The organism is Jiella sonneratiae, assembly GCF_017353515.1.
GTDB lineage: Bacteria > Pseudomonadota > Alphaproteobacteria > Rhizobiales > Rhizobiaceae > Jiella > Jiella sonneratiae.
Map to the genome: position 1 here is coordinate 20,230 of NZ_JAFMPY010000025.1, position 26,453 is coordinate 46,682.

The following is a 26,453-nucleotide window of genomic DNA, read 5'->3' on the forward strand; positions in this document are numbered from 1 at the left end:
TCAAGCCAGCTTCTCAGCCGTTGACCCGGGTGACGTCGGCGACGCAGGACTTCGCCCGCAGCTGGCGGAGCGTCTGGTTGAGGTGCTGGATGTCCCACACCTCGACGTCGATGATCATCTTGGTGAAGTCCGGCGCCGTCGAGACCATCGACAGATTGTGGATATTGGCGTCGTTGACGGCGATCGTCTCTGCGATCTCGGCGAGCGAGCCCGGCTCGTTCTTCGCCGACAGGACGATGCGGGCGGGAAAGCGCTCGCTCATCGCCTCGTCGATGTCCCACCTGACGTCGATCCAGCGCTCCGGCTCGTCGTCATAGGCGGTCAGGGCAGGCGACTGGATCGGATAGATGGTGATTCCCTTGCCCGGCTCAATGATGCCGACGATGCGGTCGCCGGGCACCGCCCCGTCGGGCCCGAAGCGCACCGGCATGTCGTCGCCGGCGCCGCGGATCGGGATGGCGTTGCCGTTCCTGCGCGGCTTGACCCGTGCGCGGCCGGGCATGCGGAAGATCATGCCGGCGGCGGTGCGCAGGTTGAACCAGCCCTCGTCCTCGGCCCGCTCCATCGCCTTGGTGACCCGGCTCTCCTGAAAATCCGGAAACGCCGCCCTGAGAACGTCCGTCGACTTCAGCTCGCCGCGGCCGACGGCGGCGAGCGCGTCCTCGATCTCCCGGTGGCCGAGCTTGCCGAGCAACGGTTTCAGCGCGTCGCGCGAGAACGCCTTGCCGGCCCGCGCGAAGGTGCGCTCGAGGATCTGCTGGCCAATGCCGGAATACTGCTTGCGGATCTGCGTGCGCGCCGCGCGGCGGATCGCCGCCCGCGCCTTGCCGGTGACGGCGATGTTCTCCCAGGCCTGCGGCGGCGTCTGCCCCTTCGCCGTGATCACCTCCACCTCGTCGCCATTGGCGAGCTCGGTGACCACCGGCATGATGCGACCGTCGATCTTGCAGCCGACGCAGGCGTCGCCGACCTCGGAATGGACGGCATAGGCGAAGTCGATCGGCGTCGCGCCGCGCGGCAGGGCGATCAGCCGCCCCTTCGGGGTGAAGCAGAACACCTGGTCCTGGAACAGCTCGAGCTTGGTGTGTTCGAGAAACTCTTCCGGATTGTCGCCCGAGGCGAGCAGCTCGATGGTGCGCCGCAGCCACCCATAGGCATTGGAGTCCTTCGACAGGTGCACCGCACCGGACGCCGCCCGGTCCTTGTAGACGGCATGGGCGGCGACGCCGTATTCGGCGACCTCGTGCATCGCCCGGGTGCGGATCTGCAGTTCGACGCGCTGGCGCGAGGGCCCGACGATGGTGGTGTGGAGGGAACGGTAGTCGTTCTGCTTCGGCGTCGAGATGTAGTCCTTGAACCGCCCGGGCACCATCGGCCAGGAACGGTGGACGATGCCGAGCGTCCGGTAGCAGGCCTCCTCGCCGTCGACGATCACCCGAAAGCCGAAGATGTCGGAGAGCTGTTCCAGGGACAGCGCCTTGCGCTGCATCTTGGAGAACACCGAATAGGCGGTCTTCTGGCGCCCGGAGACCGTCGCCTGGATGCCGTTCTCCTTCAGCTTGGCGGTCAGGTCGCGTTCGATCGCGGCGATCGTCTCGGCATGGCGGTCCTTCAGCTCGGCGAGCCGCGCGGTGATCGTCTCGAAGGCGTCGAGGTTGAGATGGCGGAAGGACAGCTGCTCGAGCTCGTCGCGCATGTCCTGCATGCCCATGCGGCCGGCCAGCGGCGCATAGATGTCCATCGTCTCCTGGGCGATGCGGGCGCGCTTTTCCGGCGCCATCGGGCCGAGCGTGCGCATGTTGTGCAGCCGGTCGGCGAGCTTGACCAGAAGGACGCGGATGTCGTCGGCGATCGCCAAGAGCAGCTTGCGCAGGTTCTCCGCCTGCGCCGCCTTCTTGGAGACGAGGTCGAGCCGCTTCAGCTTGGTCAGGCCCTCGACCAGCTGGCCGATCTTCGGGCCGAAGAGATGGTCGATCTCCTTGCGGGTGGCGTCGGTATCCTCGATCGTGTCGTGCAGGAGCGCCACGGCGATCGTCGCCTCGTCGAGATGCATCTCGGTGAGGATCGCGGCGACTTCGAGGGGATGCGAGAAATACGGATCGCCGCTGGCGCGCTTCTGCGAGCCGTGCTTCTGCATGGCGTAGACATAGGCCCGGTTGAGAAGCGCTTCGTCGAGCTCCGGCTTGTAGGCCGCGACCTTCTCGACGAGTTCGTACTGCCGCATCATGGGCTTGTGGCGATGGTCCCTGGGGTGAGCGTGAAACGAAAAGGGGGCGCCGTCACGGTCGGACGACACCCCCAATATAGTGCCTTATGGTGCCGCCCTTGAAGAGGCCTGGCACCCGCAATCTCAATAATCGTCGGTCTTTTCCGGCGGCACGAGGCCCTCGATGCCGGCAAGCAGGTCTTCCTCGGACATCCGGTCGAAGGAAACCGCCTCGGCGTCCTCCGCCGCGGGCTCGACATGGGCGGGAACCTCCGCCGCCGCCGCGGCGACGAGGCGCTGATTCTCGTCGCGGCGGTCCTGGTCGGGCCGCGGCTCCGGCTCGTCCACCTCGACATGCTTCTGCAGCGAGTGGATCAGGTCTTCCTTGAGATCGCCCGGGGAAAGCGTCTCGTCGGCGATCTCGCGAAGCGCGACGACCGGGTTCTTGTCGTTGTCGCGATCGACGGTTATCGTCTGGCCTTGCGAGATCTGGCGCGCCCTGTGACTGGCGAGAAGGACCAGCTCGAACCGGTTCTCGACCTTGTCGACGCAATCTTCGACGGTGACGCGGGCCATGCCTGTCTCCTGAAACAAGTCAATTCTGCTGGCGAAGGCCCGCACATAGACGTTTCGCACCTGCGGGGCAAGTGCCGGACTTACGATCTTCCACCCGTGCAGTCTTGCGACGGCCCGGAACACCGGACCGGAAACGATCGGCGACAGCGCTTCGCTCTTGCCGCCGCCCACGAAAACCTGCTACGGCCGCTTCACGAAGTGGAACGACCCGGCGATGCTGCAAATCTGCCGTTTTTCCTGCGAATTTTACCCGATTTTCCAACCCGAGTTGCAAAAAATGTTTGATCAGCGCGAGAAACTTGCTCTATTCATCGACGGCGCCAATCTTTACGCGACGTCAAAAAATCTTGGATTCGATATCGACTACAAGAAGATGCTGGTGTGGTTCCAGCGTCAGGCCTATGTGCTTCGGGCATACTACTACACGGCTTTGATCGAGGACAACGAGTACTCGTCGATCCGGCCGCTGATCGACTGGCTCGACTACAACGGCTACCGCGTCGTCACCAAGCCGGCCAAGGAATTCACCGACCAGTCCGGCCGCCGCAAGATCAAGGGCAACATGGACATCGAGCTGGCGATCGATGCCATGCAGCTGGTCGAGACGGTCGACCACTTCGTGCTGTTCTCCGGCGACGGCGACTTCCGGTCGCTGGTCGAGGCGCTGCAGCGCAGGGGCCGCAAGGTTTCGGTGGTCTCGACGCTGACCTCATCGCCGCCGATGATCTCCGACGATCTCAGGCGCCAGGCCGACCACTTCATCGACATCGTCACGCTGCGCGGCGAGATCGGCCGCAATCCGGCCGAGCGCGAGGCCCGCGCCGCCCGTCGGGCCGAGCCCGTCGGAGAGGACGACGACGACTACTGAGCCGCATCCCGGCTGCCGAAACCGTGCCGACCCGAACGCCCCCGATGGCCGCCCGCCCCGGCGCGGCGCATCGCTTCGCCGGAACTCCGGCCGAGCCGCCCCGCGACTGTCCGCTCTGTCCGCGCCTCGCCGCCTTCCGGAACGAGTGGCGGGCGAAGGAGCCGGCCTGGCACAACGCGCCGGTGCCGAGTTTCCTGCCGCAGGGCGGGCCGGAGGCGGTGCGCCTCCTCGTCGTCGGCCTCGCGCCGGGGCTGCGTGGCGCCAACCGCACCGGGCGGCCCTTCACCGGCGACTATGCCGGCGACCTCCTCTATGCGACGCTGTCGAAATTCGGCTTCGCCAACCACCGCTTCGACGCCCGACCCGACGACGGGCTCGAGCTCTACGGGGCGGCGATCACCAACGCGGTGCGATGCGTCCCGCCGCAGAACAAGCCGGTCGGGGCCGAGATCAATGCCTGCCGCGGCTTCCTGGCGCCGACGCTCGCGGGCTTTCCCGAGCTCCGCGCCGTCGTCACCCTCGGCAAGATCGCCCACGAGTCGACCGTCCGGGCGCTCGGCGGCCGCATCGCCGCCCACCCGTTCCGCCACGGCGGAGCGAGCGACCTCGCCGGGCTGCGGCTCTTCCCGACCTATCACTGCTCGCGCTACAACACCAACACCGGCCGGCTGACGACGGCGATGTTCGAGGCGGTGTTCACAGAGGCGGCGGCGTTTCTGGAAACGTGAAGCGCCGGCGCGAGCGGCTCGTGCCATCCCGCCTCCCCGGCGAAGACGAGCGGGAGATGCGCCCGGCGGCGAAACGCGGCAGCCGCCTTGCAATCCCCTCAGACGAGGCGCACATTTGCCTCAACTGAGACGGAGTGTCCGATGGCCTTCCAGCCCGCATCGATCGAGGCGCTGCTCGGCGTCGCTCTCCCGCCGAGAGCGACGCGGCTTGCCGTCGTCGCCTCCATCGAGGCCGGTCTGCCGGTGGCGGCGCTCGACCGGCTGGCGGAGACCGTGGCGCCCGACGACGCGCAGTTCAAGTTCCGCCTCGTTCCCAAGGCGACCCTGGAACGCCGGCGCAGATCGGCCGACAAGCGGCTGACGAGCGAAGAGGGTGATCGCCTGGCACGCCTCGCCAAAGTCTTCGGCTTTGCGCTGGAGGTCTTCAAAAGCCCGGAAAAGGCCCGCGAATTTCTCGGCCGGCCGCATCCCATGCTGGAGGGCAAGCCGCCCCTCGACGTGGCGCTCGGCACCAGCCCCGGCGCGGATCTCGTCGTCAATCTGCTCGGACGGGCGGCCTATGGCGGCGGCGTGTGAGAGGCAGCCGGACGGACCGCGTTCTCACCGCGTACCGCATCGGCGATCCCGACGGCGCCTATCCGATCTTCGACAGCGAGGGCTCCCGCCTCTATCCGGGACGTTGGAACACCGCCGGTAGCCCGGTGATCTACACGTCGGAGCATTATTCCACGGCGATGCTGGAGAAACTCGTCCACGCCAATCAGGTGCTGCCGCCGAACCAGCACTACATCTGGATCACCATCCCGAACGGCACGAGCTACGAGGTCTTCCAGCCGGAGTCTCACCCCGGCTGGGACGGCGCGGACGAAGGCATCTGCAAGGCGTTTGGCGTGACTTGGCATGAGCAGGGACGCACCGCGCTGCTGATCGTCCCGTCGATTCCGGCCCGGATCGAGCGCAACATCCTCATCAATCCCCGCCATCCGGAGGTCCGTCGCATCACCCACGAACTGCCCGAGCCGGTCTGGTGGGACGAGCGGCTCTACGGGTAGCCGGCGCGGCGCTGGCCGTTCGCGATGGCGGCCTGTCGGATCGAATTCGACATTCGAGTCCCGATCGGGTGAGGCGTCGCATCAAGTGTCAAATTCGGAAAAATCCACGAGGATCATAAACTTCGCTGACGGTCCTCGATTCCGAGATTTGCCGGGCGATCTTCCTGCGACGACACCGAACGGCTGAACCGGACCATCAACCGATCGCGTGGATCGTCGGCGTCATCGCCCCATCCTCGATCACGATGGTAGCGACCGTCACCGGCAGCTTGAATCGCCTGCGCCCGGCGCTGCCGGGATTGAGAAAGAGTACGCCGTCGACCGTCTCGATGCCCGGCTTGTGCGAGTGACCGGAAATGACGGCGTGATAGCCTTCCGGCGCAGGATCGAAGGCAAGATCACCCCGGTCGTGGATGACGAAGAAGCGCTGGCCGAACAGCTCGACCGACGCCGTCTCGGGAAAGGCGCGCGTCCATTTCGCCTTGTCGACATTGCCGCGGATCGCCGTGACCGGCGCGATCTCCTCGAGCCGCGGAACGATCTCCTCCGCTCCGATGTCGCCGGCATGGATGATGTGCGCCGCGCCCTGAAGCGGCACGAGTGCTTCAGACCGCAACAGGCCGTGGGTATCCGAGATGATTCCAATGACGGGCATGGGGCGGGCCGATCCTTGCAGTCTGCGGGATGATCGCCTTCGCTCAGCCGCACGAGGCCGAGGGCGGCGGCGGGCCCGGCGGAACCGCCGCGGCGGCAGAGGCGCGTCACGCCGCGGGCGCGGCCCGGCGTTCCCCTGCCCTCACCCTTCCTTCAGGATCCGCTGCTTCTGGCGGTTCCAGTCTCGTTCCTTGATGGTCTGGCGCTTGTCGGGGGCGTTCTTGCCCCTTGCGACCGCGAGTTCCAGCTTGGCGACGCCGCGGTCGTTGAAATAGATCTTCAGGGGCACGAGCGTCATGCCGTCCTTCTGGACGGCGCCGGCCAGCCGGTTGAGCTGCGTCTTGTGGACCAGCAGCTTGCGACGGCGCTTCGGATTGTGGTTGAAGCGGTTCGCCTGCAGATATTCCGGCAGGTTCGAATTGATCAGCCAGAGCTCGCCCTGCTCCTCCGTGGCATAGGCCTCGGCAATCGAGGCCTTGCCGTCGCGCAGCGACTTCACCTCGGTGCCGGTCAGCGACAGACCGGCCTCCAGCGTGTCGACGATCTCGTAGTTGAACCGCGCCTTGCGGTTTTCGGCCGCGACGTTCGAGGCGGTGGATTTCTTCTTGGCCATGGCATGACGACGTGCGCGCCGGGCGCACATCCCTTTCGTGGTCGGGCAGACCGCCGGAGCGGGATTAAACGAGCGTCGCCCGGACGGCCGCGGTCAGTTCAGCAGGCCGGCGTGGCGCAGCGCCCGGTCGATCGTCTCGGCGGTCGAGGCTTCCACCGGCACCAGCGGCAGGCGGACGGAATTCTTCACCTTGCCGAGCTTGTCGAGGGCGTATTTCACCCCCGTGGGGCTCGGCTCGATGAACAGCGCCTTGTGCAGCGGCATCAGCCGGTCCTGGATCTCGCGCGCCGAAGGATAGTCGCCGCGGGCGCAGGCGGCCTGCATCTCGGCGCAGAGCCGCGGCGCGACGTTCGCCGTCACGGAGATGCAGCCCGTCCCGCCATGGGCGTTGAAGCCGAGCGCGGTCGCATCCTCGCCCGACAGCTGGACGAAGTCGGTGCCGCAGGTCTGCCGCTGCTCGGAGACCCGGTCGACCTTGGCGGTGGCGTCCTTGACCCCGACGATGTTGGAAAAGTCGGCGGCGAGCCGGCCCATCGTCTCGGGCGTCATGTCGATGATCGAGCGACCCGGAATGTTGTAGATCAGGATCGGCAGCGACACCGCCCGGGCGATCGCCGCGTAATGGGCGTAAAGGCCGCGCTGGTTCGGCTTGTTGTAATAGGGCGTGACGACGAGAAGCCCGTCGGCGCCGGCCTTTTCGGCGAATTTCGCGAGATCGATCGCCTCGTCGGTGTTGTTGGAGCCGGCACCGGCGATCACGGGAACGCGACCGGCCGCGACCTTGACGCAGACTTCGACGACGCGCTTGTGTTCGTCATGGCTGAGGGTCGGGCTCTCGCCCGTGGTGCCGACCGGCACGACGCCGGTCGATCCTTCTGAGATCTGCCATTCGACGAAACGCGAAAAGACGTCCTCGGCAAAGCCGCCTTCTTCGTCGAACGGCGTCACCAGCGCCGGAATCGAGCCATTGAACATCATTCACTCCCACCGCTCCCGGTCCGTGCCGAAGAGCTCGTTCTTACGTCGGGAAAGCTTCCAGCCATCGCCGCGCGACCTCGAAAGCGACCGCTCCCGCGCGGGACGCGTAGCGTCGCAGACCTTTCGCTGGTCGCGCGAACATATTGAAGCTCGCCGGCCGAAACAAGCGGCCTCGTCAATCGCTCGCGGATCAGCGACAATGGCCGCGGTAACACGAGCTTAACGGCGATCGTGAGAGCATTGGCAACCATGCCGGAGAAAGAACCCGCCGGCCTTCAGACCGTTGTTCGCCAGCCGATGAGAACGTCCATGCAGAGACTTCCGCGCGCCGCCCGATGCCTCGCAATGACGCTGGCGGCATCGCTCTTGGCGCAGCCTTCCCTCGCCCAGCCGGACCTGCTGCCGCAGGTCGGCCCGGTGCCGGCCGCGCGCCCGGCGGGTTTCGACGCCGATACCGGCCTCGACACGGCGCGGTTCGGCGCGCCGGTGCCGGGCGAGGTGCCGATCCCGCGTCGGCCGCCCGAGGAGCTTTCGGCCGACGCCACCGCCTTCACCGCCTCGATCGCGGCGGTGCCGCAGATGGTCCGGCCGGTCTCGGCGATCGGCGGCGACCTGAAGGACGGGCTGCAGGCGCTGTCGGACGGCAACGCCGTGCGCGCCCGCTCGATCCGCGAGGGCATGACCCCCGGCACGCTCGACCGCGACATCCTGACCTGGGCGATCGCGCTCAACGGCGGCCGCGACGTGCCGGCGGTGGAGATCGCCGACGCGGCGCGTTCGCTCTCCGGCTGGCCCGGCATGAAGGCGCTGCGGATCAATTCGGAAAAGGCGATCTGGCGCGAGAACCACGGCCCGCGCGAGGTGCTCGCCGCCTTCGCCAACACCGCGCCGGAAAGCCCCGAGGGCGCCATGGCGCTCGCCAAGGCCTGGCTCGGCGTCGGCGAGGTGAAGCGCGCCAAGCAGCTAGTCTCGGCGACCTGGCGCAACGAGGTGATGGACGCCTCGACCGAGCGCCAGATGCTCTCGACCTTCGGCACGCTGCTCGGGCCGGCCGACCACAAGCACCGCATGGACATGCTGCTCTACCGCGAGCGGGTGAGCGATGCCGCGCGCGCCGCCAAACTCGCCGGGGCGAACGAGCTCTATGCCGCCCGCGCCGCCGTCATCCGCAACCAGGCGAATGCCGGGCGGCTGCTTGCCGCCGTGCCGCGCTCGCAGCGCTCCGACCCGGGCTATCTCCTCGCCCGCGTCGAATACGACCGCAAGGCCGGAAAGGTCGACGAGGCGGCCGAGATCCTGGCAAACGTGCCGCGCGACCCGGCCGTGCTGATCGATCCCGACGCCTGGTGGAACGAGCGGCGCATCGTCGCGCGCGACCTCCTCGACCTCGGCAAGACCAAGATGGCCTACCGCATCGCCGCCGGCCATTCGGCGCTCGATTCGGCCGAGGCGGTGGAGGCCGAGTTCCATGCCGGCTGGATCGCTTTGCGCTTCCTCGGCGACGCCTCGACGGCGTCGCGGCACTTCGCCAGCATCCTGAGAATGTCCAACAAGCCGCTGTCGCTGTCGCGCGGCTATTACTGGCTCGGCCGGGCGGCGGAAGCCGGCGGCGGCGGCGATGCCCGCGGCTACTACCAGCGCGCCGCCCACTATGCGGCGACCTTCTACGGCCAGCTCGCGGCCGCGCGCCTCGGCCACAGCCCCGGCGCCATCGAGTTCCCGAGCCCCAGCAGCAGCGAGCGCCAGCGCTTTTCCTCGCGAGAGGCGGTGCGGGCGATCCAGCGGCTCGAGGCGATCGGCTCCGACTGGCGCGCCGACATCCTCTACCGCGACCTCGCCGAGGAGCTCCAGAGCCCGGGCGAGCTCGGCCTGCTCGCGGTGATGGCCGAGCGGCGCGGCGACTATCATCTCGTGCTCTCGATCGGCAAGATCGCCTATTGGCGGGGCGTCGACGCCCCGGCCCTCGCCTTCCCGACCGGCGTCATCCCCGCCAATGCCAACATCTCGGCGGCCGGCAAGGCGCTCGCCTATGCGATCGCCCGGCAGGAAAGCGGCTTCAACCCGCAGGCGCGGTCGGCGGCCGGGGCGCTCGGCCTGCTGCAGCTGATGCCGGGCACGGCGAAGACCATGGCGCAGAAGATCGGCGTGTCCTATTCGCCGCAGCGGCTGACCTCCGACCCCGGCTACAACGCCGCCCTCGGGGCACGCTATCTCGGCGACCAGATCGACAATTTCGACGGGTCCTACGTGCTGACCTTCGCCGCCTACAATGCCGGACCGCGCCGGGCGCGCGAGTGGATCGAGCGCTTCGGCGATCCGCGCCGCATGTCGCTCGACCAGGTCGTCGACTGGGTGGAGCGCATCCCCTACACCGAGACGCGCAACTACGTGCAGCGGATCATGGAGAATTACGAGGTCTACAAGATCCGCCTCGGCGCGCCCTTCTCGATCGAGAGCGATCTCGTCAACGGCCGCAGGGGATAAGGAGCGCGCGGACGCGGCTTTGCGCAGATTGCGCAGATCGCACCGGCCGGCTCGAAACCGGCCGCTGCCGCGATAGCTTGCCCGGCAAAGCGCGCAGCGACCTGCCGCCGCGACGGAGCTTGAGGAGCCGGGATGGCGACGAGTGACGGCGAGCCGTTCTTCTTCGAGCATGGCGGGCTGCGCCTTGCCGGCCGCGCCTGGGGGGAGATTCCCGGCAGGGCGGCGGCCCCGCTGCCGCTCGTCTGCCTGCCGGGCCTCACCCGCAACTCCCGCGACTTCGCCGCCTTCGCCCGCCATGTGCGGGAACGCGATCCCGCCCGCGCGGTGGTCGCCGTCGACTATCGCGGCCGCGGCCTCTCGGAATGGGCCGAAGACGCCGAGGCCTACAGCGTCCCGGCGGAGGCCGCCGACACGCTGGCGGGCCTCGACCATCTCGGCATTTCCCGCGCCGTCTTCGTCGGCACCTCGCGCGGAACGCTCGTCATCCACCTGATCGCGGCGATGCGCCTCGACGTCATCGCCGGGGCGGTCTTCAACGACGCCGGTCCGCGGCTGGAGACGGCGGGGCTGAAGCTCATCCGGGACACGGTCGGCGTCACCGAATCCTTTGCGGACTGGGAGAGCGCCGTCGACGCCGTGGTCGCGGCCAACGCCGCGGGCTTTCCGGCGTCGCCGCGCGCCGACTTCGAGCGCATGGCGCGGGCCGGTTTCGTCGCGCGCGACGGCCGGATCCATGGCGACTACGACCCGGCGCTGCTCCTGCCGCTCCGCACCATGGATCTCGACCAGCCGCTGCCCGAACTCTGGGAGGCCTTCGACCTGTTGAAGGCCGTGCCGCTCCTCGTCATCCGCGGCGGGCATTCGGCGCTGTTTTCCGTCGAGACCGTCGCCGAGATGAAAACCCGCCACCCTAACCTTGCAGCGATCGAGATTGCCGGCCAGGGCCATGCGCCCTTCCTCGAGACCGCAGATTTGCCCGAACGGATCCTGCACCTCGCTCGGGAAGCGGATCGCGCGGTGCCCGCACATCCCCCTCATCCTGAGGTGCGACGCTGAGCAGAGCGAAGCGGAGCCTCGAAGGGCGAGGGTCTTCTGCCGGCTGACGAGGTTGCGGCCCCGGAAGGAAGCCCCTCACTCCCCCGGCAACAGCAGCGCCTGGCGGTTCTCCGCCGCCCGGTAGACGCCGAGATTGCGATATTCGGCGGAGAAGAACCTCAGTTCCTCCAGCGCCCGGCCGAGCGCCGGGTCGTGCGGATGGCCCTCGACGTCGGCGTAAAACAGCGTCGCAGAGAAGGAGCCGCCGAGCTGGTAGCTCTCGAGCTTGGTCATGTTGATGCCGTTGGTGGCAAAGCCGCCGAGCGCCTTGTAGAGGGCCGCCGGGATGTTCTTCACCCGAAACACGAAGGTCGTCACCACGTCGCGGCTGATCATCTGGCGGCCGTCCTCGCCGAGCACCGGATCACGCGGCGCCCAGAGCCGCACCCGCCGCTCGTCCGGGTCGGTGTAGGGCTGGTGCTCGGGATTGGCGAGGATGACGAAGCGGGTGACGTTGTTCGCCGCGTCCTCGACGTCCTCTTCGAGGATCGACAGGCCGTAATACTGCGCCGCGAGCCGCGGCGCCAGCGCCGCCCGCGTCCGGTCCCGCGCCTCGGCCACCTCGCGCGCCGCCCCGGCGGTGTCGCCGGAGACCTGCGGCTTCCAGCCGTTCGAGCGCAGATATTTGCGGCACTGTCCGAGCGCGTGGATGTGGCTGGAAACCGTGCGGATCTCGCTCTTTGCGACGCCCGGCAGGGCCATGAGCTGAAAATGGATCGGCATGAAGTATTCGCCGACGATCTGCAGCCCGGAATCCGGCATCAGGAGATGGATGTCGGCGACCCGGCCGGCGAGCGTGTTCTCGATCGGAATCATCGCCCGCTCGACCCGCCGGTCCCGGCCGCCCTGCTCGACCGATCCCGCCTTGAGCGCCGCGAAGGCGTCGTCGAAGGAGGGGCATGGCAGCGCTTCGTAGGCGCTGCCGAAGACGTCTCCGACGGCCATGTCGGAATTGGCGCCGGGTTCGCCCTGGAAGGCGATCAACGGACGGTCGTCGGCCATGGTCATGCTCCGTAGATTTCGCGGGCGCGCACGAGATCGTCCGGACCGTCGACCCCGAGCGGCACGGTATCGACGATCTCGGCGTCGATTCGCATCCCGTTTTCCAGCGCCCGCAGCTGTTCGAGCTTCTCCCGCTTCTCCAGCGTCGAGGGCGCCAGCGAAACGAAGCGCTCCAGGCTCTCGCGGCGATAGGCGTAGAGCCCGATGTGATGGTGGTGCGGCCCCTCGCCCCAGGGCGCGCGCGCCCGCGTGAAGTAGAGCGCATGCAGCCGCCGCGGGCCGATCGGCGAGCCGACCAGCTTGACGACGTTGGGATTGTCGCGCTCGGCCTCGTGGGTGATCACCGCCGCGAGCGTCGCGATGTCGCACCGCGCGTCCTCGAAGGGCGCGACGGAGCGGCGGATTGTCTCCGGATCGATGGTCGGCAGGTCGCCCTGGACGTTGATGATCGTCTCGGCCTCGCCGCGCGGATCGACCGCCTGCAGCGCCTCGAAGATCCGGTCGGAGCCCGACTGATGCTCGACGGAGGTCATCACCGCCTCGAAACCCGCCGAAACGACCGCCGCCCGGATCTCCTCGGCGTCGGTGGCGACGACGACGCGGCCGGCCGCGGCGGCCGCTGCCCGCTCGGCGACGCGGACCACCATCGGCCGGCCGGCGATGTCGGCCAGCGCCTTCCTGGGCAGGCGCGTCGAACCGAGCCGGGCGGGGATGAGAATGAGTGTCGACATGACGCGTTGCCTGAACCGATGATCCTCTCGCCGGATGCTTGAGCCGAAGTTTGGAAAGTGACAAAAGTGCCCGGCGGCGTGCTTTCTACAGGTGTTGCCTTGAATCGGCAAAACACCTACGGTCCGCCCGTCTCAGTGGGGGTCTGCCCTAAGCGGCAGGTGATGGCAAATGATGGGGAGGGTCAGTCCCGCCAATGGATTCGTTTGAGGCCAACAAGATCTTCGGCGCCATTCTCGGCACCGTGTTCGTCGTCTTCGGCGGCAGCATTCTCGCCGAAGGGCTGTTCCATTCCGAGGCCCCCGAAAAGCCAGGCTACGAGATCGTCGCCGCCGAACCGTCCGAGGCCTCCGGCGGCGGCGAGAAGGCCGCGGCCGAAGACCCGCCGATCGCCACCCTCCTGCAGAAGGCCAGCGCCGACAACGGCGCCAACATCTTCAAGAAGTGCGGCGCCTGCCACTCCGGCGAGAAGGGCGGCCCGAACAAGGTCGGCCCGCATCTGTGGGACGTCGTCATGCGGCCGGTCGCCTCGGTCTCCGACTTCAACTATTCGGCCGGCATGAAGGAGTTTTCCGAAGGCGGCTCGAAGAAGTGGGACTACGACCACCTCTATCACTTCCTGAAGAACCCCAAGGGCTACGTGAAGGGCACGGCGATGGGCTTCGCCGGCCTGCCGAAGCCCGAGGACCGGGCCGACGTCATCGCCTATCTGCACACTCTGTCGGACAGCCCGGCGCCGCTGCCGGAGGCGCCCGCCGAAGGCGAAGCCGCAGCCGAGGGCGGCGATAAGGCCGCGACCGAGACCAACGCTGCGACCACCACCGAATCCGGCGCCAATGCCGGCGGCGAGGCGGCGCAGGCGCCGGCCGAGGCCGGCGCGGCACCGCAAGCGCCGCCGGCCGAGAGCGGCGAGAAGACCACCGAGGTCAAGACGCCGGCGGACGGCGCCAAGGGCGAGCAGCCGGCGCAGCCGGCCGCCGACGCCGCGGCATCCGGCGACAAGGCCGCGGCGCCGCAGGAACAGCAGGCGGCTGCCCAGCCGAAGGGTGAGGCCGGCGGTGAGGCTGGCGGTCAGGCAGCCGACGCTTCCGGCGGTCAGACAGCTCCGGCCGCCGCGGGCGGTGCCGCCGCCGGCGGCGAAGCGGCGGGTGGCGATGCCGGCGCGACCGAGGTCGCCGGCGATCCCGCCGCGGGCGAGAAGGTCTTCAACAAGTGCAAGGCGTGCCATTCGATCGGCGAAGGCGCGAAGAACAAGATCGGTCCCGAGCTGAACGGCATCCTCGGCGAGAAGATCGCCGCCGTCGACGGCTACAGCTTCTCCTCGGCGCTGCAGACCTACGCCAAGGACCATCCGACCTGGACGGTGGAGGAGCTGCATTCCTGGCTCTCCGATCCGAAGGCGGTGGCGCCCGGCACCAAGATGTCGTTCCCCGGCCTGAAGGACCAGAAGGACATCGACAACGTCATCGCCTATCTCGCGAGCTTCGACGAGAGCGGCAAGAAGAAGGGCGAGTAGCGGGCTGCGGCCTGCCGCCCGCGGTCATTCGGAAAGCCCCGGTCAGTGCCGGGGCTTTTTCGTACCCGCATCGCGCCGAGCCGAGCGGTGCCATGCGGCCTCCGCCCGGCAGGCCGCCGGCCTCACGGAATATCGATGAAACTTTCGTCACTTGGCAAAGTCCTCCCATGGTCGCCATAAAGAGCGGCGAGAACGGTAGGACGCAATCGCAACGCCAGACGGAGAGCCCCGCCCTTGCCGATCACGACGCGCGCCACCCGCCTTCTCGCCGCCTCATGCATGGCCTTCGTCATGGCCCTCACCGCCGCACGGGCCGAGGAACAGGGGTCCGCCGCCGCCGGATCGAACGACGCAGCCTCCGCGACGAGCGCTTCCGACACGGCGGCGAAGGCCGCGGCGCCGGACGCCGAGGCGGGCGAATGGCGGACGTCGATGTCGCTTGCCGAGCCGTCGAAATATCCGGCCGACTTCCAGCATTACGACTACGTCAATCCCGACGCGCCGAAGGGCGGGACGCTGAACCAGATCGCCGTCGGCTCCTATGACAGCTTCAATCCCTTCGTGGTGCGCGGCACGCCGGCGGCGGGCCTCGCCAATTTCGGCGGCGGGCTGCTCTACGACACGCTGATGGAGCAGTCGACCGACGAGCCCTCCGTCGTCTATGCGATGATCGCCGAGGCGGTCCGCTATCCCGAGGACAAGTCGTCGGTGACCTTCCGGCTCGATCCGCGGGCGAAGTGGCACGACGGCCAGCCGATCACCGTCGAGGACGTGATCTGGAGCTTCGACACGCTGAAGAAGCTGCATCCGCAATGGGCGGCTTACTACAAGAACGTCGTCAAGGCGGAAAAGACCGGCGAGCGCGAGGTGACCTTCACCTTCGACCAGACCGGCAACCGCGAACTGCCGCACATCATGGGCGATCTCACCGTGCTGCCGAAGCACTGGTGGGAAGGCACCGGCCCGGACGGCAAGAAGCGCGACATCTCGCAGCCCGGCCTGGAGCCGCCGCTCGGCTCCGGCCCCTACGAGATCGGCCGCTTCGTCACCGGACAGTCGATCGAGTGGAACCGCGTCAAGGACTACTGGGCCGCCGACGTCGCGCCGCACAAGGGGCGCTACAACTACGACACCATCGACTACACCTATCTGCGGGATTCCAACGCGTCCTGGGAGGCGTTCAAGAAGGGCGGCCTCGACGACTACCGGGTGGAGAACATCTCGCGGCGCTGGGCGACCGAATACGACTTTCCGGCCTTCAAGAACGGCGAGGTGAAGAAGACCACGATCCCCGACCACCAGGTCGAGTCGATGCAGGCCTACGTCCTCAACAACCGCCTTGCGAAGTTCCAGGACCGGCGGGTGCGCGAGGCGCTGACGCTGGCCTACAATTTCGAGGACATGAACCGCACGCTGTTCTTCAACCTTTACCAGCGGATGACGAGCTATTTCGACAACAGCGAGCTCGCCTCGCGCGGCCTGCCCGACGAGCGGGAACTGAAGTTCCTCGAGCCGCTGAAATCCGAGATCCCGCCGGAAGTCTTCACGCAGGAATTCAAACTGCCGGTCTACACCGACAACCAGTCGACCCGCGAAAACCTGCGCAAGGCCTACGAACTCCTGAAGGAGGCGGGCTACGAGCGGAAGGGCTCGCGTCTCGTCAATGCCAAGACCGGAGAGCCCTTTACCATCGAGATGCTCGGCGACGACCCGACCGACGCGCGCACGCTGCAGCCCTTCGCCGACAGCCTGAAGCGCCTCGGCATCGACGCCTCGATCCGCATCGTCGACAGCAACCAGTATATCGAGCGGCTGACCAACTTCAATTTCGAGCTGGTCGGGATCAAGTACTATCCGCAGTCGCTGTCGCCGGGCAACGAGCAGCGGGACTTCTGGTCGAGCCAGGCCGCCGATTCTCCCGGCAGCCGCAACTATGCCGGCATCAAGAACCCGGCGATCGACAAGCTCGTCAACGACATCGTCTACGCCAAGGACCGCGAGGACCTCGTCGCCGCGACGCACGCGCTCGACCGGGTGATGCTCTGGGAATATTACGTCGTCCCGCAGTGGTACAAGGCCGAGACCTGGCTCGCCTATTGGGACAAGTTCGGCATGACCGGCAGGCACCCGGCCTATTCGACGGTCGATCCCTTCGCCTGGTGGGCGAAATCCGCCGAAAAGTCGCCGCAGAAGGACGCGGCGAACTGATGGGGACGGTGCTGCGGCTCACCCGCCGAAGCTTCGGCCAACTGGCGCTCGGCGCGGCGGCGGCGGCGGCCCTGCCCGGCCGGGGCTTCGCCGACGTCAAGACCGACACACCGCTGCACGGGCTCTCAGCCTTTGGCGAACTGAAATATCCCGCAGACTACAGCCATTTCGACTATGCGAGCCCCGATGCTCCCGCCGGCGGCCAGTTCGACATGGCCGTCTCCTCCTGGGTGCTGAACCAGTCGCCCTTTACCTTCGACACGTTGAACACCTTCGTCCTCCGCGGCAACGCACCGCCCCGGATCGAAAATCTCTACGACGCGCTGATGACATCTTCGCTCGACGAGCCCGACGCGCTGTACTGCGCGCTCGCTGAAAGCGTCGAAGTGTCGAAGGACAAGCGCAGCTTCAAGTTTCGCCTGCGGCCGCAGGCGCTGTTCTCGACCGGGGCAAAGGTGACGGCCGAGGATATCGTTTTCACCTACAAAGCGCTGAAAGCGGACGGCCATCCGAGCCTTCAGGTTACGCTCCGCGAGCTGGACGAGATCGTTGCGAACGATCCGGACACCGTCCGGCTGATATTCTCTGAGCGTCAGAGCTACCAGGACGCCTTGCTTGCCTTGGGAATGCCGATCATTCCGAAGGCCTTTTTCGACGGCCGCAAACTCACCGACATCGCCAATGAGATCATCCCCGGCAGCGGCGGCTTCAAGATCGGCCGTTTCGAATATGGCCGCTATATCGAATACGAAAAGCGCGACGACTATTGGGCGAAGGACATGCCCTTCAACCGCGGCCTTGACCATTTCCAGACCCTGAGGATCGACTTCTTCCGCGATCGCCAGCCGGCATTCGAGGCCTTCAAAAAGGGGGTCATCACCTTTCGCGAGGAGTTTACGACCAAGGACTGGGCGACCGGATACGACTTCCCCGCCGTCCGGCGCGGCGCCGTCGTCAAGCGCGAGTTTCCGGACGGGAAGCTGCCGAGCTTCCAGTGTTGGGCGCTCAACCAGCGGCGTGAGCGCTTCGCTGACGCCGGCATACGCCGTGCGATCAACATGTGCTTCAATTTCGAGTGGACGAACGCCAATCTCCTGTTCGGATTGCGTATCCACTCCGATTCACCGTTCCAGGGTTCGGAATTCCATGCAATGGGCGAACCGTCCGCAGCGGAGCTCAAGCTGCTCGAGCCGCTTCGCGGAAGCATTCCAGACGAGGTCTTCGGCGAGGTCTGGACCCAGCCCGTGAGCAATGCGTCGGGTCTCGACCGCAAGCTAATGCGCGAGGCGATCCGTCTTTTCGGCGAGGCCGGCTGGAAGCAAAAGGGCGGCCAGATGGCCAGTGCCAACGGCGAAGTCTTCAAGATCGAGTTCCTGACTACCGGCCAGGAGCAGGTGCGGGTCTATTCGCGGTTTTTCGACACGCTGCGCAAGATCGGCCTCGATGCCTCGATCCGCCTCGTCGACGCCGCCCAATATCAGGAACGGGTCAACCGCTTCGACTACGACATGATCCTCGCGGCCTTTTCGCTCGGCGCAACACCGACGAAGGAAAGTCTGGCCCTGTTCTTCGGATCGAACTCCAAGGACAGGCCGGGAAGCTACAACTATCCGGGCATGGCGAGCGACGCCGTCGACAAGCTGATCGACAAAGCCGGCGCGGCTCAAAGCCGAGAGGAACTCGTCACGGCCATTCGCGTCCTCGACCGGGTCCTGCGCTGGCGGCTCGACTGGCTTCCCAACATCAACACCGACGTTCGTCGCGCCGCCTACTGGGACATCTTCGGATTCAAGGAGCCCAAACCCGACTACGGCTGGCCGGTCGAGCGGCTCTGGTGGATCGATCCCGACAAGGCGAAGGCGCTCGGCAAGGCCTGAGCAAGCAAGGCGCGGTCAGGATCGCGCCCGCTGCGGCGCGGTTTTGCGCCATGCCGCCGGAATGGTTTACAAGGGCGAAACACGGCTGACTGCCGCCCCGCGCCGACCCGGCGGGCGACGACCGGAGACGAAAAGACCCCTCATGGGCGCCTACATCCTTCGCAGACTGCTCCTGATGATCCCGACCATCCTCGGGATCATGGCCATTTCCTTCGTCGTCGTGCAGTTCGCGCCGGGAGGGCCGATCGAGCAGGTCGTGGCGAGCCTCAGGGGCGAAGCCGGCGGCGCTGCCGACCGCGTGTCCGGCGTCAGCTCAGACTTCGGCTCGTCCTCGGCGTCGAGCCAGGATTCCGGCTATCGCGGCGCGCAGGGGCTCGATCCGGCCTTCATCAAGAAGCTCGAACAGCAGTTCGGCTTCGACAAGCCGCCGCTCGAGCGCTTCGCCCTGATGATCTGGAACTATGCCCGCTTCGACTTCGGCGAGAGCTACTTCCGCTCGATCGGGGTGTGGGACCTGATCCTCGAAAAGATGCCGGTGTCGATCTCGCTCGGCCTGTGGATCACGCTCCTGTCCTATCTCATCTCGATCCCGCTCGGCATCCGCAAGGCGCTGAAGGACGGTTCGACCTTCGACGTCTGGACGTCGGGCATCGTCATCGTCGCCTATGCGATCCCGGGCTTCATCTTCGCCGTTTTGCTGATGGTGCTCTTCGCCGGCGGCTCCTTCCTCGACTGGTTCCCGCTGCGCGGCCTTCTGTCGGACGGGGTGAGCGGCGCCTGGTGCGCGCCCTGGTCGGCGAAGTTCGACGCCGGGGCCTGTATCACCCGGACGATCCCGGACTATTTCTGGCACCTGACCCTGCCGCTGATCGCGCTGTCGCTGTCTGCCTTCGCGACGACGACGCTTTTGACCAAGAACTCCTTCCTCGACGAGATCGGCAAGCAATATGTGACGACGGCCCGGGCGAAGGGCCTTTCCGAACACCGCGTGCTCTACGGCCACGTCTTCCGCAACGCCATGCTGATCATCATCGCCGGCTTTCCGGGGGCCTTCATCTCCGCCTTCTTCACCGGCTCGCTGCTGATCGAGACGATCTTCTCCCTCGACGGCCTCGGCTATCTCGGCTTCGATTCGATCTACAAGCGCGACTATCCGGTGGTCTTCGCGACGCTCTACATCTTCTCGCTGATCGGCCTCCTGACGACGCTGATCTCCGACCTCACCTACACCTGGGTCGATCCGCGCATCGACTTCGAGAAGCGGGAGGTCTGAGCATGGCTGCGAAAAGTGGCAACCGGTTTTCGGCCAGAGCCTTGCGGCGGGAGGTCTGATGATGGACGACGCTCTCCGCGACCGCCTGAAGCAGGAAAACCATGGCCGCGAGCTGCCGGAGGAACGGGCGGCCGAGATCGCCCGCGAACAGACGAGCGGCATCGCCCAGCTCGCCCCGGAAGGCGAGATGGTCAAGCGGCCGCGGCTGTCGCCGATCAACCAGCGGCGCTGGCGGAACTTCAAGGCGAACAGGCGCGGCTACTGGTCGCTCTGGATCTTCGGCATCCTGTTCATCCTCACGCTTTTCGCCGAATTCATCGCCAACGACCGGCCGCTCCTCGTCGAATACAAGGGCGACTTCTACTATCCGGTCTTCGTCGACTATCCGGAGGAGGTGTTCGGCGGCTTCCTGCCGGTCACCGATTACCGCGATCCGGTGAACCAGGAAGAGATCAACTCGAACGGCTGGATGATCTGGCCGCCGATCCGCTATTCCTACGACACCAAGAACCTCGAGCCGCCGACGCCCGCCCCCTCGCCGCCCTTCTGGATGCTGTCGAAGGAGGAGCGCTGCCAGGGCTATCCGAAGGGCGTCGACGACCCGGGCTGCACCATCGGCAACATGAACTGGCTCGGCACCGACGATCAGGTGCGCGACGTTCTCGCCCGGGTGATCTACGGCTTCCGCATCTCGGTGCTGTTCGGCCTCGCGCTGACCGTCGGCTCGGCGCTGATCGGCGTCTCGGCCGGGGCGATCCAGGGTTATTTCGGCGGCTGGGTCGACCTTCTCTTCCAGCGCTTCATCGAGATCTGGTCGTCGATCCCGGTGCTCTACCTGCTCCTGATCATCGCCGCCGTGCTGCCGCCCGGATTCTGGGTGCTGCTCGGCATCATGATGCTGTTTTCCTGGGTCGCCTTCGTCGGCGTCGTCAGGGCGGAATTCTTGCGCGCCCGCAACTTCGAATATGTCAACGCCGCACGGGCGCTGGGCGTCGGCGACTTCACCATCATGTTCCGCCACCTCCTGCCCAACGCCATGGTGGCGACGCTGACCTTCCTGCCCTTCATCCTTTCGGGTTCGATCACCACCTTGACGGCGCTCGACTTCCTCGGCCTCGGCCTGCCGCCCGGCTCGCCGTCGCTCGGCGAACTGCTCGCCCAGGGCAAGAACAACCTGCAGGCGCCGTGGCTCGGCTTTTCCGGCTTCATCGTGCTCGCCCTGATGCTATCCTTGCTCGTCTTCATCGGCGAGGCGGTGCGCGACGCCTTCGACCCGAGGAAGAGCCTCAGGTAAGGCGCGGAGGATGACCTCATGAGCGAACAGACCAAAATCGTGGTCGACGACTACCCGGTGGACAACCTGCCGGAAGAGGTTCGGCGCGGCATCGGCGCAGGAGAGCGGGTGCGCGTGACCGTCGAGACCGGCGCGCCCCTCCCCCGCTACCTCCGGTTCCATGGCATCGCCGCTCACAAGAAGACGACGGTCGAGGAGGCCGTCGCCCGTGTCCGGTCCCTTCGCGACGAGTGGGACTGACGATGCCGCGATGGAGGGTCTATCTGGACGCCAACGCCCTGATCAGCTTTGTCGAGAACGATCACGACACGGTCGTGCGCGTATTCGAGATGGTGAAGCCCGGCCTGGCCGAACTCTTCACCAGCGAACTGACACTTTCGGAGGTGCTTGTCGGACCCCTGCGTCAGGGAGACGACGCTCTCGTCGCAACCTACGACGAATTTCTGGTCAGCGACGAGACCCTGACCGTCGTTCCGATAACGCGCGACATTCTGCGCGAGGCTGCAGAGCTGCGCGCAGCGATCGGCAACAAGACGCCCGATGCGATCCATGTCGCCACGGCAGTTGCGCGCAACTGCAACGTCATCGTCTCCTCGGACGAGCGCCTCCGTGTTCCGGCCTCGGCGAAGCGCATCTCGGCAAACGATGTGGGTGATATGGACCAGTGGCCTTGATTGCCCGCCCCGTCGAACTGACAGATCCATGCGTGCCGATCAACGGAAGGATGTTCCTCGCGTGATTACTGCCAATACAGCATCCGTATCGGCATCCGACGCCCTCCTTTCCGTCGACGACCTCTCCGTCGCCTTCGGCCAGGGCGCCAAGGCGACGCTCGCCGTCGACCGCGTCTCCTTTTCGATCGCCAAGGGCGAGACGCTCGCCCTCGTCGGCGAGTCGGGATCCGGCAAGTCGGTCTCCGCCCTGTCGATCCTCAAGCTCCTGCCCTATCCGGCGGCCAGCCACCCGACGGGCGCGATCTATTTCGAGGGCGAAAACCTCATCGGCGGCGACACGAAGGAACTTCGCAAGGTGCGCGGCAACCGCATCTCGATGATCTTCCAGGAGCCGATGTCCTCGCTCAACCCGCTGCACACGATCGAGAAGCAGGTCGGCGAGGTGCTGAAGCTGCATCGCGGCCTTAGCGAGAAGGCGGCGCGGGCCCGCACCCTCGAACTCCTCACCCAGGTCGGCATCCGCAACGCCGAGGAGCGGCTCGGCGCCTATCCGCACCAGCTCTCCGGCGGCCAGCGCCAGCGCGTGATGATCGCCATGGCGCTCGCCAACGATCCCGATCTCCTCATCGCCGACGAGCCCACCACCGCCCTCGACGTCACCGTCCAGGCGCAGATCCTGGAACTGTTGAAGAAGCTCCAGGCCGAGCACGGCATGGCGATGCTGTTCATCACCCACGATCTCGGCATCGTCCGGCGCATCGCCGACCGGGTCTGCGTGATGTATCGCGGCAAGATCGTCGAGGAGGGGCCGACGCGGCGGATCTTCGAGGCGCCCGGCCACGAATACACGCGCCATCTCCTCGCCGCCGAGCCGAAGGGCCGGCCGCCCGCGGCCAACGCCAACGCCCCGGTGGTGATGGAGGCGAAGGACCTCAAGGTCTGGTTTCCGATCAGGAGCGGGCTGCTGCGCCGGACCAGCGGCTACGTGAAGGCCGTCGACGGCATCGACCTGACGCTTCGCGCCGGCCAGACCGTCGGGGTCGTCGGCGAGTCCGGCTCCGGCAAGACGACGCTCGGCCTCGCGCTTTCGCGGATGATCTCCTCGACGGGCGAGATCCGCTTCGACGGCGAGCGCATCGACGACCGCTCCTTCCGCTCGATGCGGCCGCTGCGCGAAAAGATGCAGATCGTCTTCCAGGATCCCTACGGCTCGCTGAGCCCGCGCATGTCGATCGCCGACATCGTCGCCGAGGGGCTGTCGATCCACGAACGCAACCTGTCGCCGGATGCGCGCGACGCCCGCGTCGTCGAGGTGCTGCGCGAGGTCGGCCTCGATCCCGCGGCGCGCTTCAGGTTTCCCCACGAGTTCTCCGGCGGCCAGCGCCAGCGCGTCGCGATCGCCCGGGCGATGATCCTCAATCCGCGTTTCGTCATGCTGGACGAGCCGACCTCGGCGCTCGACATGAGCGTCCAGGCGCAGGTCGTCGATCTCCTGCGCGACCTGCAGAAGAAGCACGACCTCGCCTATCTCTTCATCTCCCACGATCTCAAGGTGGTCAGGGCGCTGGCCAACGAGGTGATCGTCATGCGAAACGGCGTGGTGGTCGAGCGCGGACCGGCGGCGGAGATCTTCGATCGTCCGCGCACCGACTACACGAAGGCATTGATGGCCGCCGCCTTCGACATCAAGGCGGCGCCGACGGGAGTGGTTTCGGAATGAGCGGACACTATCGCGACCAGCTTCGCGACCAGCCGCTGGACGTCGAATTTCTTTGCGAAGAAACCGTCTACAGCGGCTTTCGCGACTACAGCGTCGCCGAACTCAGACACGCCCGCCTCGGCGAGGGCCGGCCGATCGGTCCCATGAAGCGGGAATTTCTGACGATCGGCGAGGTCGCGATCATCATTCCCTACGATCCCAGGCGCGATTCGATCGTGGTCATCCGCCAGTTCCGGCTCGGGGCGGCGAAGCTGACGCCGAACGGCGCCGCGATCGAACTGCCGGCCGGCCTCGTCGATCCCGGCGAGACGGCGGACGAGACGGCGGCGAGGGAGCTGACGGAGGAAACCGGCCTCGAGGCGCTGGCGATCGAGCGCTGCTTCTCGCTGCTTCCCTCGCCCGGCATGCTGCTCGAACACGCGAATTTCTACCTCGCCATCGTCGACGCCTCGAACCTTGCTTACAAAGCCGGCGAAGCGGACGAGCACGAGGACATCCACCCGATCCTCGCGCCGGTCGACGACATCCTCGCCGCGGTCGACGAGGGCCGCGTCCTCAACGGCTTCCTGATCACCGGGCTCCACTGGTTCGCCCGCAAGGGCAGAGCGCGCGCACAGGCGCTGCAGGGCACGCTCTTCGACGATCAGGAGGGCACGTGATGGCCATCCTCCTCTCCGTCACCGGCTTCGACCCGTCGCGATGGTGGCAGGCGCTGCACGACGCCGCCCCGGAGCGCCTGATCGTCCTCGATCCCGCCGACGCCGGCAGCGAGCCGATTACCCACGCGGTCGTCTGGAAGCAGCCGCCCGGCCTCCTCGCGACGCTTCCGCAGCTCGAGGCGGTGTTTTCGCTGGGAGCCGGCGTCGATCACATCCTCGCCGATCGCCAGCTGCCGGACGTGCCGATTGTCCGCATCGTCGCGGACGACCTGAAGGAACGGATGAGCGAATACGTCGTCTGGCGTGTGCTCGACCATCTTCGACGCGGCCGGTCCTACCGCCAGCAGCAGACGCAGAAGATCTGGCACGAGCGTGTCCAGCCGGCGGCCCGCGAGATCACCGTCGGCATCATGGGCCTCGGCGTCCTCGGCCTCGACGCCGCCGAGAAGCTGCGCGTGATGGGCTTCAGGGTGGCCGGCTGGGGCCGCAGCGAAAAGACCGTCGCTGGCGTCGCGACCTTCGCAGGCGAACAGGGCCTCGGGCCTTTCCTTGCCGAAACCGACATCCTCGTCGTGTTGCTGCCGCTCACCGCCGACACCCGCGGCGTCATCGGTGCCGGACTGCTGTCCAGGCTGAAGCGCGACACGCCGCTCGGCGGGCCGGTGCTGATCAATGCCGGCCGCGGCGCGCTGCAGGACGAGGCCGCAATCCTCGCCGCGCTCGACGAGGGCCGCCTGATGGAGGCGTCGCTCGACGTCTTCACCGTCGAGCCGCTGCCGCCCCAGTCCCGGCTCTGGTCGCATCCGAAGGTCTTCGTGACGCCGCATGCCGCGGCGCTGTCCGATCCCGATGCCCTGGCACCGCTCATCATGCGCCAGATCGCGGCGCAGGAACGGGGCGAGCCGCTCGGCAACGTCGTCGACCGCAGCGCCGGCTACTGATTGAGGCGGCGTCCGGTCGACGCGGCGGGCGAACCGACTAGTGGATTGAATTTGACATTTGAGTCCCGATCGGGTGAGGCGTCGTATCAAATGTCAAATTCGAAAAATCCACTAGGATCATATACTTGGCTATTGGCCTTTCGATTCCGACATTTGTGTCGCGGTCTTCACAGGACGGTACCAAATGTCGGAATCGGACCACTAGCGCCGGCGCGGCGGCGGCCTGTCTCGATGCCAAGCGTTCCGACGGATCGGCCAGACTTCGCCGGATTGCGCCGGGACCGCGCGTCGATGAAGATTTGGTTGGCCGGGCGCGATTGCCGAACCCTCGCCGCGTCGACGCGTTTCGGGTCGTGTATTTGAGACACGGAGCCCGCCATGACCGGCATCGACACCCATTCGCCCGAAAGACGGGGCGCACCCGCCGACGATCCTGCGGCCGAGAGGAAGACACACAAGTCGGCCGAGGAGGCAAGGCACGAGGAAGAGGAGCTGGACGAGGCTCTCGACGAGACCTTTCCGGCTTCGGACCCCGTCGCCCCGCCGCGGATCGACGGGCCGAAGAACTGAAGACGACGGTGCGGGGTTTGAACGGTCCCCGCGTCATCTCCGGTCCGCCGGCGCCGCCTCAGTCGGCCTTCGCCGTCCCCTGTGCGGCCATGCGGGCCGCCATCGCCGCGAGCTCGTCCCGTAGGCGGCCGAGTTCGCCAGCTTCGAGCCCGGTGCGGCATTCAACCACCTGCTGGGCGTCATAGGCGGCGCGTTCCAGCGCGATGCCGCGTTCGGTCGGCTCGATGTGGACGACGCGGCGATCGGCGCTGTCGCGGATGCGGGCGATCAGGCCGGTTTCCTCGAGCCGATCGAGCAGCGGGCTGATGGCGTTGGCCGAGAGCTGCAGGCGGGATGCGATGTCGCGCGAGGTCGACCGGCCGTCCTGCCACAGAACAAGCATCACCAGATATTGCGGATAGGTCAGGTCGAGCTCGGCGAGAAGCGGCCGATAGGCCCGCGTCACGGCGTTCGTCGCGGCATAGAGCGCAAAACACAGCTGCTCGTCCAGCCGAAGCCTGCCGTCAACGTCGTCCATTGCGACCTTCCGTTTTCACCTCGCCCTGTTGCCGGCAGAACCTGTCCTGCATGAACGTGGCACTTGCAAATTGTGTCGTCGACCGCGCCAATTGGCGCAGTCCCTCTTAACGCCGAGAAACCGGCGCGAGGCAAGATGTCGCAGTGCAAAAGCCGCGAATAAAGGCCGGCCGAAACGTGCGGCCGGCCGGACGCTTCGGGCGGAACCGCCGCCGAACGC

25 protein-coding genes are annotated in these 26,453 nt (G+C 66.8%); 17 read left to right on the forward strand and 8 right to left on the reverse strand.

Features of this window, described 5'->3' with window-relative positions; genetic code table 11:
- Positions 1–13 precede the first annotated feature (13 nt).
- Both J1C47_RS19025 and rpoZ read right to left on the reverse strand, forming a co-directional pair.
- Entirely contained in the window at positions 14–2,227 is a 2,214-nt protein-coding gene (locus tag J1C47_RS19025; protein WP_207352377.1) for a RelA/SpoT family protein, read from the reverse strand.
- A gap of 123 nt (positions 2,228–2,350) precedes the next feature.
- A complete protein-coding gene (rpoZ, locus tag J1C47_RS19030; RefSeq protein ID WP_207352378.1) occupies positions 2,351–2,782 on the reverse strand; it encodes a DNA-directed RNA polymerase subunit omega in 432 nt (143 codons plus the stop codon).
- Positions 2,783–3,059: 277 nt separating this feature from the next.
- Here rpoZ and J1C47_RS19035 point away from each other — a divergent pair, with 277 nt between their 5' ends.
- The 4 genes from J1C47_RS19035 (at position 3,060) to J1C47_RS19050 (ending at position 5,430) form a co-directional block, all read left to right on the forward strand.
- On the forward strand, positions 3,060–3,650 hold the full coding sequence (locus tag J1C47_RS19035; protein ID WP_207352379.1) for a LabA-like NYN domain-containing protein: 591 nt from the start codon (positions 3,060–3,062) through the stop codon (positions 3,648–3,650).
- A 44-nt stretch (positions 3,651–3,694) separates the two neighbouring features.
- Positions 3,695–4,378 carry a uracil-DNA glycosylase gene (locus J1C47_RS19040; RefSeq protein ID WP_207352380.1) on the forward strand — a complete coding sequence of 228 codons (684 nt, stop codon included), beginning with the start codon at positions 3,695–3,697 and terminating at the stop codon, positions 4,376–4,378.
- Between the two features lie 141 nt (positions 4,379–4,519).
- Positions 4,520–4,954, forward strand: a complete 435-nt coding sequence (locus tag J1C47_RS19045) for an antitoxin Xre/MbcA/ParS toxin-binding domain-containing protein (RefSeq protein WP_207352381.1) — start codon at positions 4,520–4,522, stop codon at positions 4,952–4,954.
- Positions 4,951–5,430, forward strand: coding sequence for an RES domain-containing protein (locus tag J1C47_RS19050; RefSeq protein ID WP_207352382.1), 480 nt, complete (start codon positions 4,951–4,953; stop codon positions 5,428–5,430). Before J1C47_RS19045 ends, J1C47_RS19050 begins: the two co-directional genes overlap by 4 nt.
- A gap of 196 nt (positions 5,431–5,626) precedes the next feature.
- Here the strand turns inward: J1C47_RS19050 and J1C47_RS19055 are convergent, their stop codons facing one another.
- From J1C47_RS19055 to dapA, 3 genes are all read right to left on the reverse strand, one after another.
- A complete protein-coding gene (locus tag J1C47_RS19055) occupies positions 5,627–6,085 on the reverse strand; it encodes a metallophosphoesterase family protein (protein ID WP_207352383.1) in 459 nt (152 codons plus the stop codon).
- A gap of 141 nt (positions 6,086–6,226) precedes the next feature.
- Positions 6,227–6,697, reverse strand: coding sequence for an SsrA-binding protein SmpB (gene smpB, locus J1C47_RS19060; protein ID WP_207352384.1), 471 nt, complete (start codon positions 6,695–6,697; stop codon positions 6,227–6,229).
- 93 nt (positions 6,698–6,790) lie between these two features.
- Positions 6,791–7,672, reverse strand: a complete 882-nt coding sequence (gene dapA / locus J1C47_RS19065) for a 4-hydroxy-tetrahydrodipicolinate synthase (protein ID WP_207352414.1) — start codon at positions 7,670–7,672, stop codon at positions 6,791–6,793.
- A gap of 312 nt (positions 7,673–7,984) precedes the next feature.
- On the opposite strand from dapA, the gene J1C47_RS19070 reads away from it, so the two are divergent.
- Entirely contained in the window at positions 7,985–10,159 is a 2,175-nt protein-coding gene (locus J1C47_RS19070; RefSeq protein WP_425354580.1) for a lytic transglycosylase domain-containing protein, read from the forward strand.
- Between the two features lie 132 nt (positions 10,160–10,291).
- On the forward strand, positions 10,292–11,215 hold the full coding sequence (locus tag J1C47_RS19075) for an alpha/beta fold hydrolase (RefSeq protein WP_207352385.1): 924 nt from the start codon (positions 10,292–10,294) through the stop codon (positions 11,213–11,215).
- A 75-nt stretch (positions 11,216–11,290) separates the two neighbouring features.
- On the opposite strand, the gene J1C47_RS19080 is transcribed toward J1C47_RS19075, so the two are convergent.
- Both J1C47_RS19080 and J1C47_RS19085 read right to left on the reverse strand, forming a co-directional pair.
- Positions 11,291–12,262: a prephenate dehydratase gene (locus J1C47_RS19080; protein WP_207352386.1), complete on the reverse strand. Its 972-nt coding sequence runs from the start codon at positions 12,260–12,262 to the stop codon at positions 11,291–11,293.
- Positions 12,259–12,987 (reverse strand): 3-deoxy-manno-octulosonate cytidylyltransferase, encoded by a 729-nt coding sequence (locus J1C47_RS19085; RefSeq protein ID WP_207352387.1) that lies wholly within the window; start codon positions 12,985–12,987, stop codon positions 12,259–12,261. Before J1C47_RS19085 ends, J1C47_RS19080 begins: the two co-directional genes overlap by 4 nt.
- Before the next feature lie 194 nt (positions 12,988–13,181).
- Between J1C47_RS19085 and J1C47_RS24145 the strand changes: the two genes are divergently transcribed.
- The 11 genes from J1C47_RS24145 (at position 13,182) to J1C47_RS19140 (ending at position 25,717) form a co-directional block, all read left to right on the forward strand.
- Positions 13,182–14,501: a c-type cytochrome gene (locus tag J1C47_RS24145; RefSeq protein ID WP_207352388.1), complete on the forward strand. Its 1,320-nt coding sequence runs from the start codon at positions 13,182–13,184 to the stop codon at positions 14,499–14,501.
- 291 nt (positions 14,502–14,792) lie between these two features.
- On the forward strand, positions 14,793–16,709 hold the full coding sequence (locus J1C47_RS19095) for an extracellular solute-binding protein (protein ID WP_207352416.1): 1,917 nt from the start codon (positions 14,793–14,795) through the stop codon (positions 16,707–16,709).
- Positions 16,709–18,586: an extracellular solute-binding protein gene (locus J1C47_RS19100; RefSeq protein WP_207352417.1), complete on the forward strand. Its 1,878-nt coding sequence runs from the start codon at positions 16,709–16,711 to the stop codon at positions 18,584–18,586. The genes J1C47_RS19095 and J1C47_RS19100 overlap by 1 nt, the downstream gene beginning before the upstream one ends.
- 142 nt (positions 18,587–18,728) lie before the next feature.
- Positions 18,729–19,859, forward strand: coding sequence for a microcin C ABC transporter permease YejB (locus J1C47_RS19105; protein WP_207352389.1), 1,131 nt, complete (start codon positions 18,729–18,731; stop codon positions 19,857–19,859).
- Positions 19,860–20,046: 187 nt separating this feature from the next.
- Complete coding sequence (locus J1C47_RS19110; protein WP_245396677.1) at positions 20,047–21,153, forward strand: ABC transporter permease; 1,107 nt, start codon at positions 20,047–20,049, stop codon at positions 21,151–21,153.
- Positions 21,154–21,171: 18 nt separating this feature from the next.
- Entirely contained in the window at positions 21,172–21,393 is a 222-nt protein-coding gene (locus tag J1C47_RS19115) for a hypothetical protein (protein WP_207352390.1), read from the forward strand.
- A 2-nt stretch (positions 21,394–21,395) separates the two neighbouring features.
- Positions 21,396–21,827, forward strand: coding sequence for a type II toxin-antitoxin system VapC family toxin (locus tag J1C47_RS19120; protein ID WP_207352391.1), 432 nt, complete (start codon positions 21,396–21,398; stop codon positions 21,825–21,827).
- Positions 21,828–21,888: 61 nt separating this feature from the next.
- The gene (locus J1C47_RS19125; protein WP_342592020.1) at positions 21,889–23,547 is read left to right on the forward strand and encodes an ABC transporter ATP-binding protein; all 1,659 of its coding nucleotides are present in this window, start codon (positions 21,889–21,891) and stop codon (positions 23,545–23,547) included.
- Positions 23,544–24,206, forward strand: a complete 663-nt coding sequence (locus tag J1C47_RS19130) for an NUDIX domain-containing protein (RefSeq protein ID WP_207352393.1) — start codon at positions 23,544–23,546, stop codon at positions 24,204–24,206. Before J1C47_RS19125 ends, J1C47_RS19130 begins: the two co-directional genes overlap by 4 nt.
- A complete protein-coding gene (locus tag J1C47_RS19135; protein ID WP_207352394.1) occupies positions 24,206–25,147 on the forward strand; it encodes a 2-hydroxyacid dehydrogenase in 942 nt (313 codons plus the stop codon). Before J1C47_RS19130 ends, J1C47_RS19135 begins: the two co-directional genes overlap by 1 nt.
- 378 nt (positions 25,148–25,525) lie before the next feature.
- Positions 25,526–25,717 (forward strand): hypothetical protein, encoded by a 192-nt coding sequence (locus J1C47_RS19140; protein WP_210382372.1) that lies wholly within the window; start codon positions 25,526–25,528, stop codon positions 25,715–25,717.
- 58 nt (positions 25,718–25,775) lie between these two features.
- On the opposite strand, the gene J1C47_RS19145 is transcribed toward J1C47_RS19140, so the two are convergent.
- Entirely contained in the window at positions 25,776–26,234 is a 459-nt protein-coding gene (locus J1C47_RS19145) for a MarR family winged helix-turn-helix transcriptional regulator (RefSeq protein ID WP_207352395.1), read from the reverse strand.
- Positions 26,235–26,453: the final 219 nt, after the last annotated feature.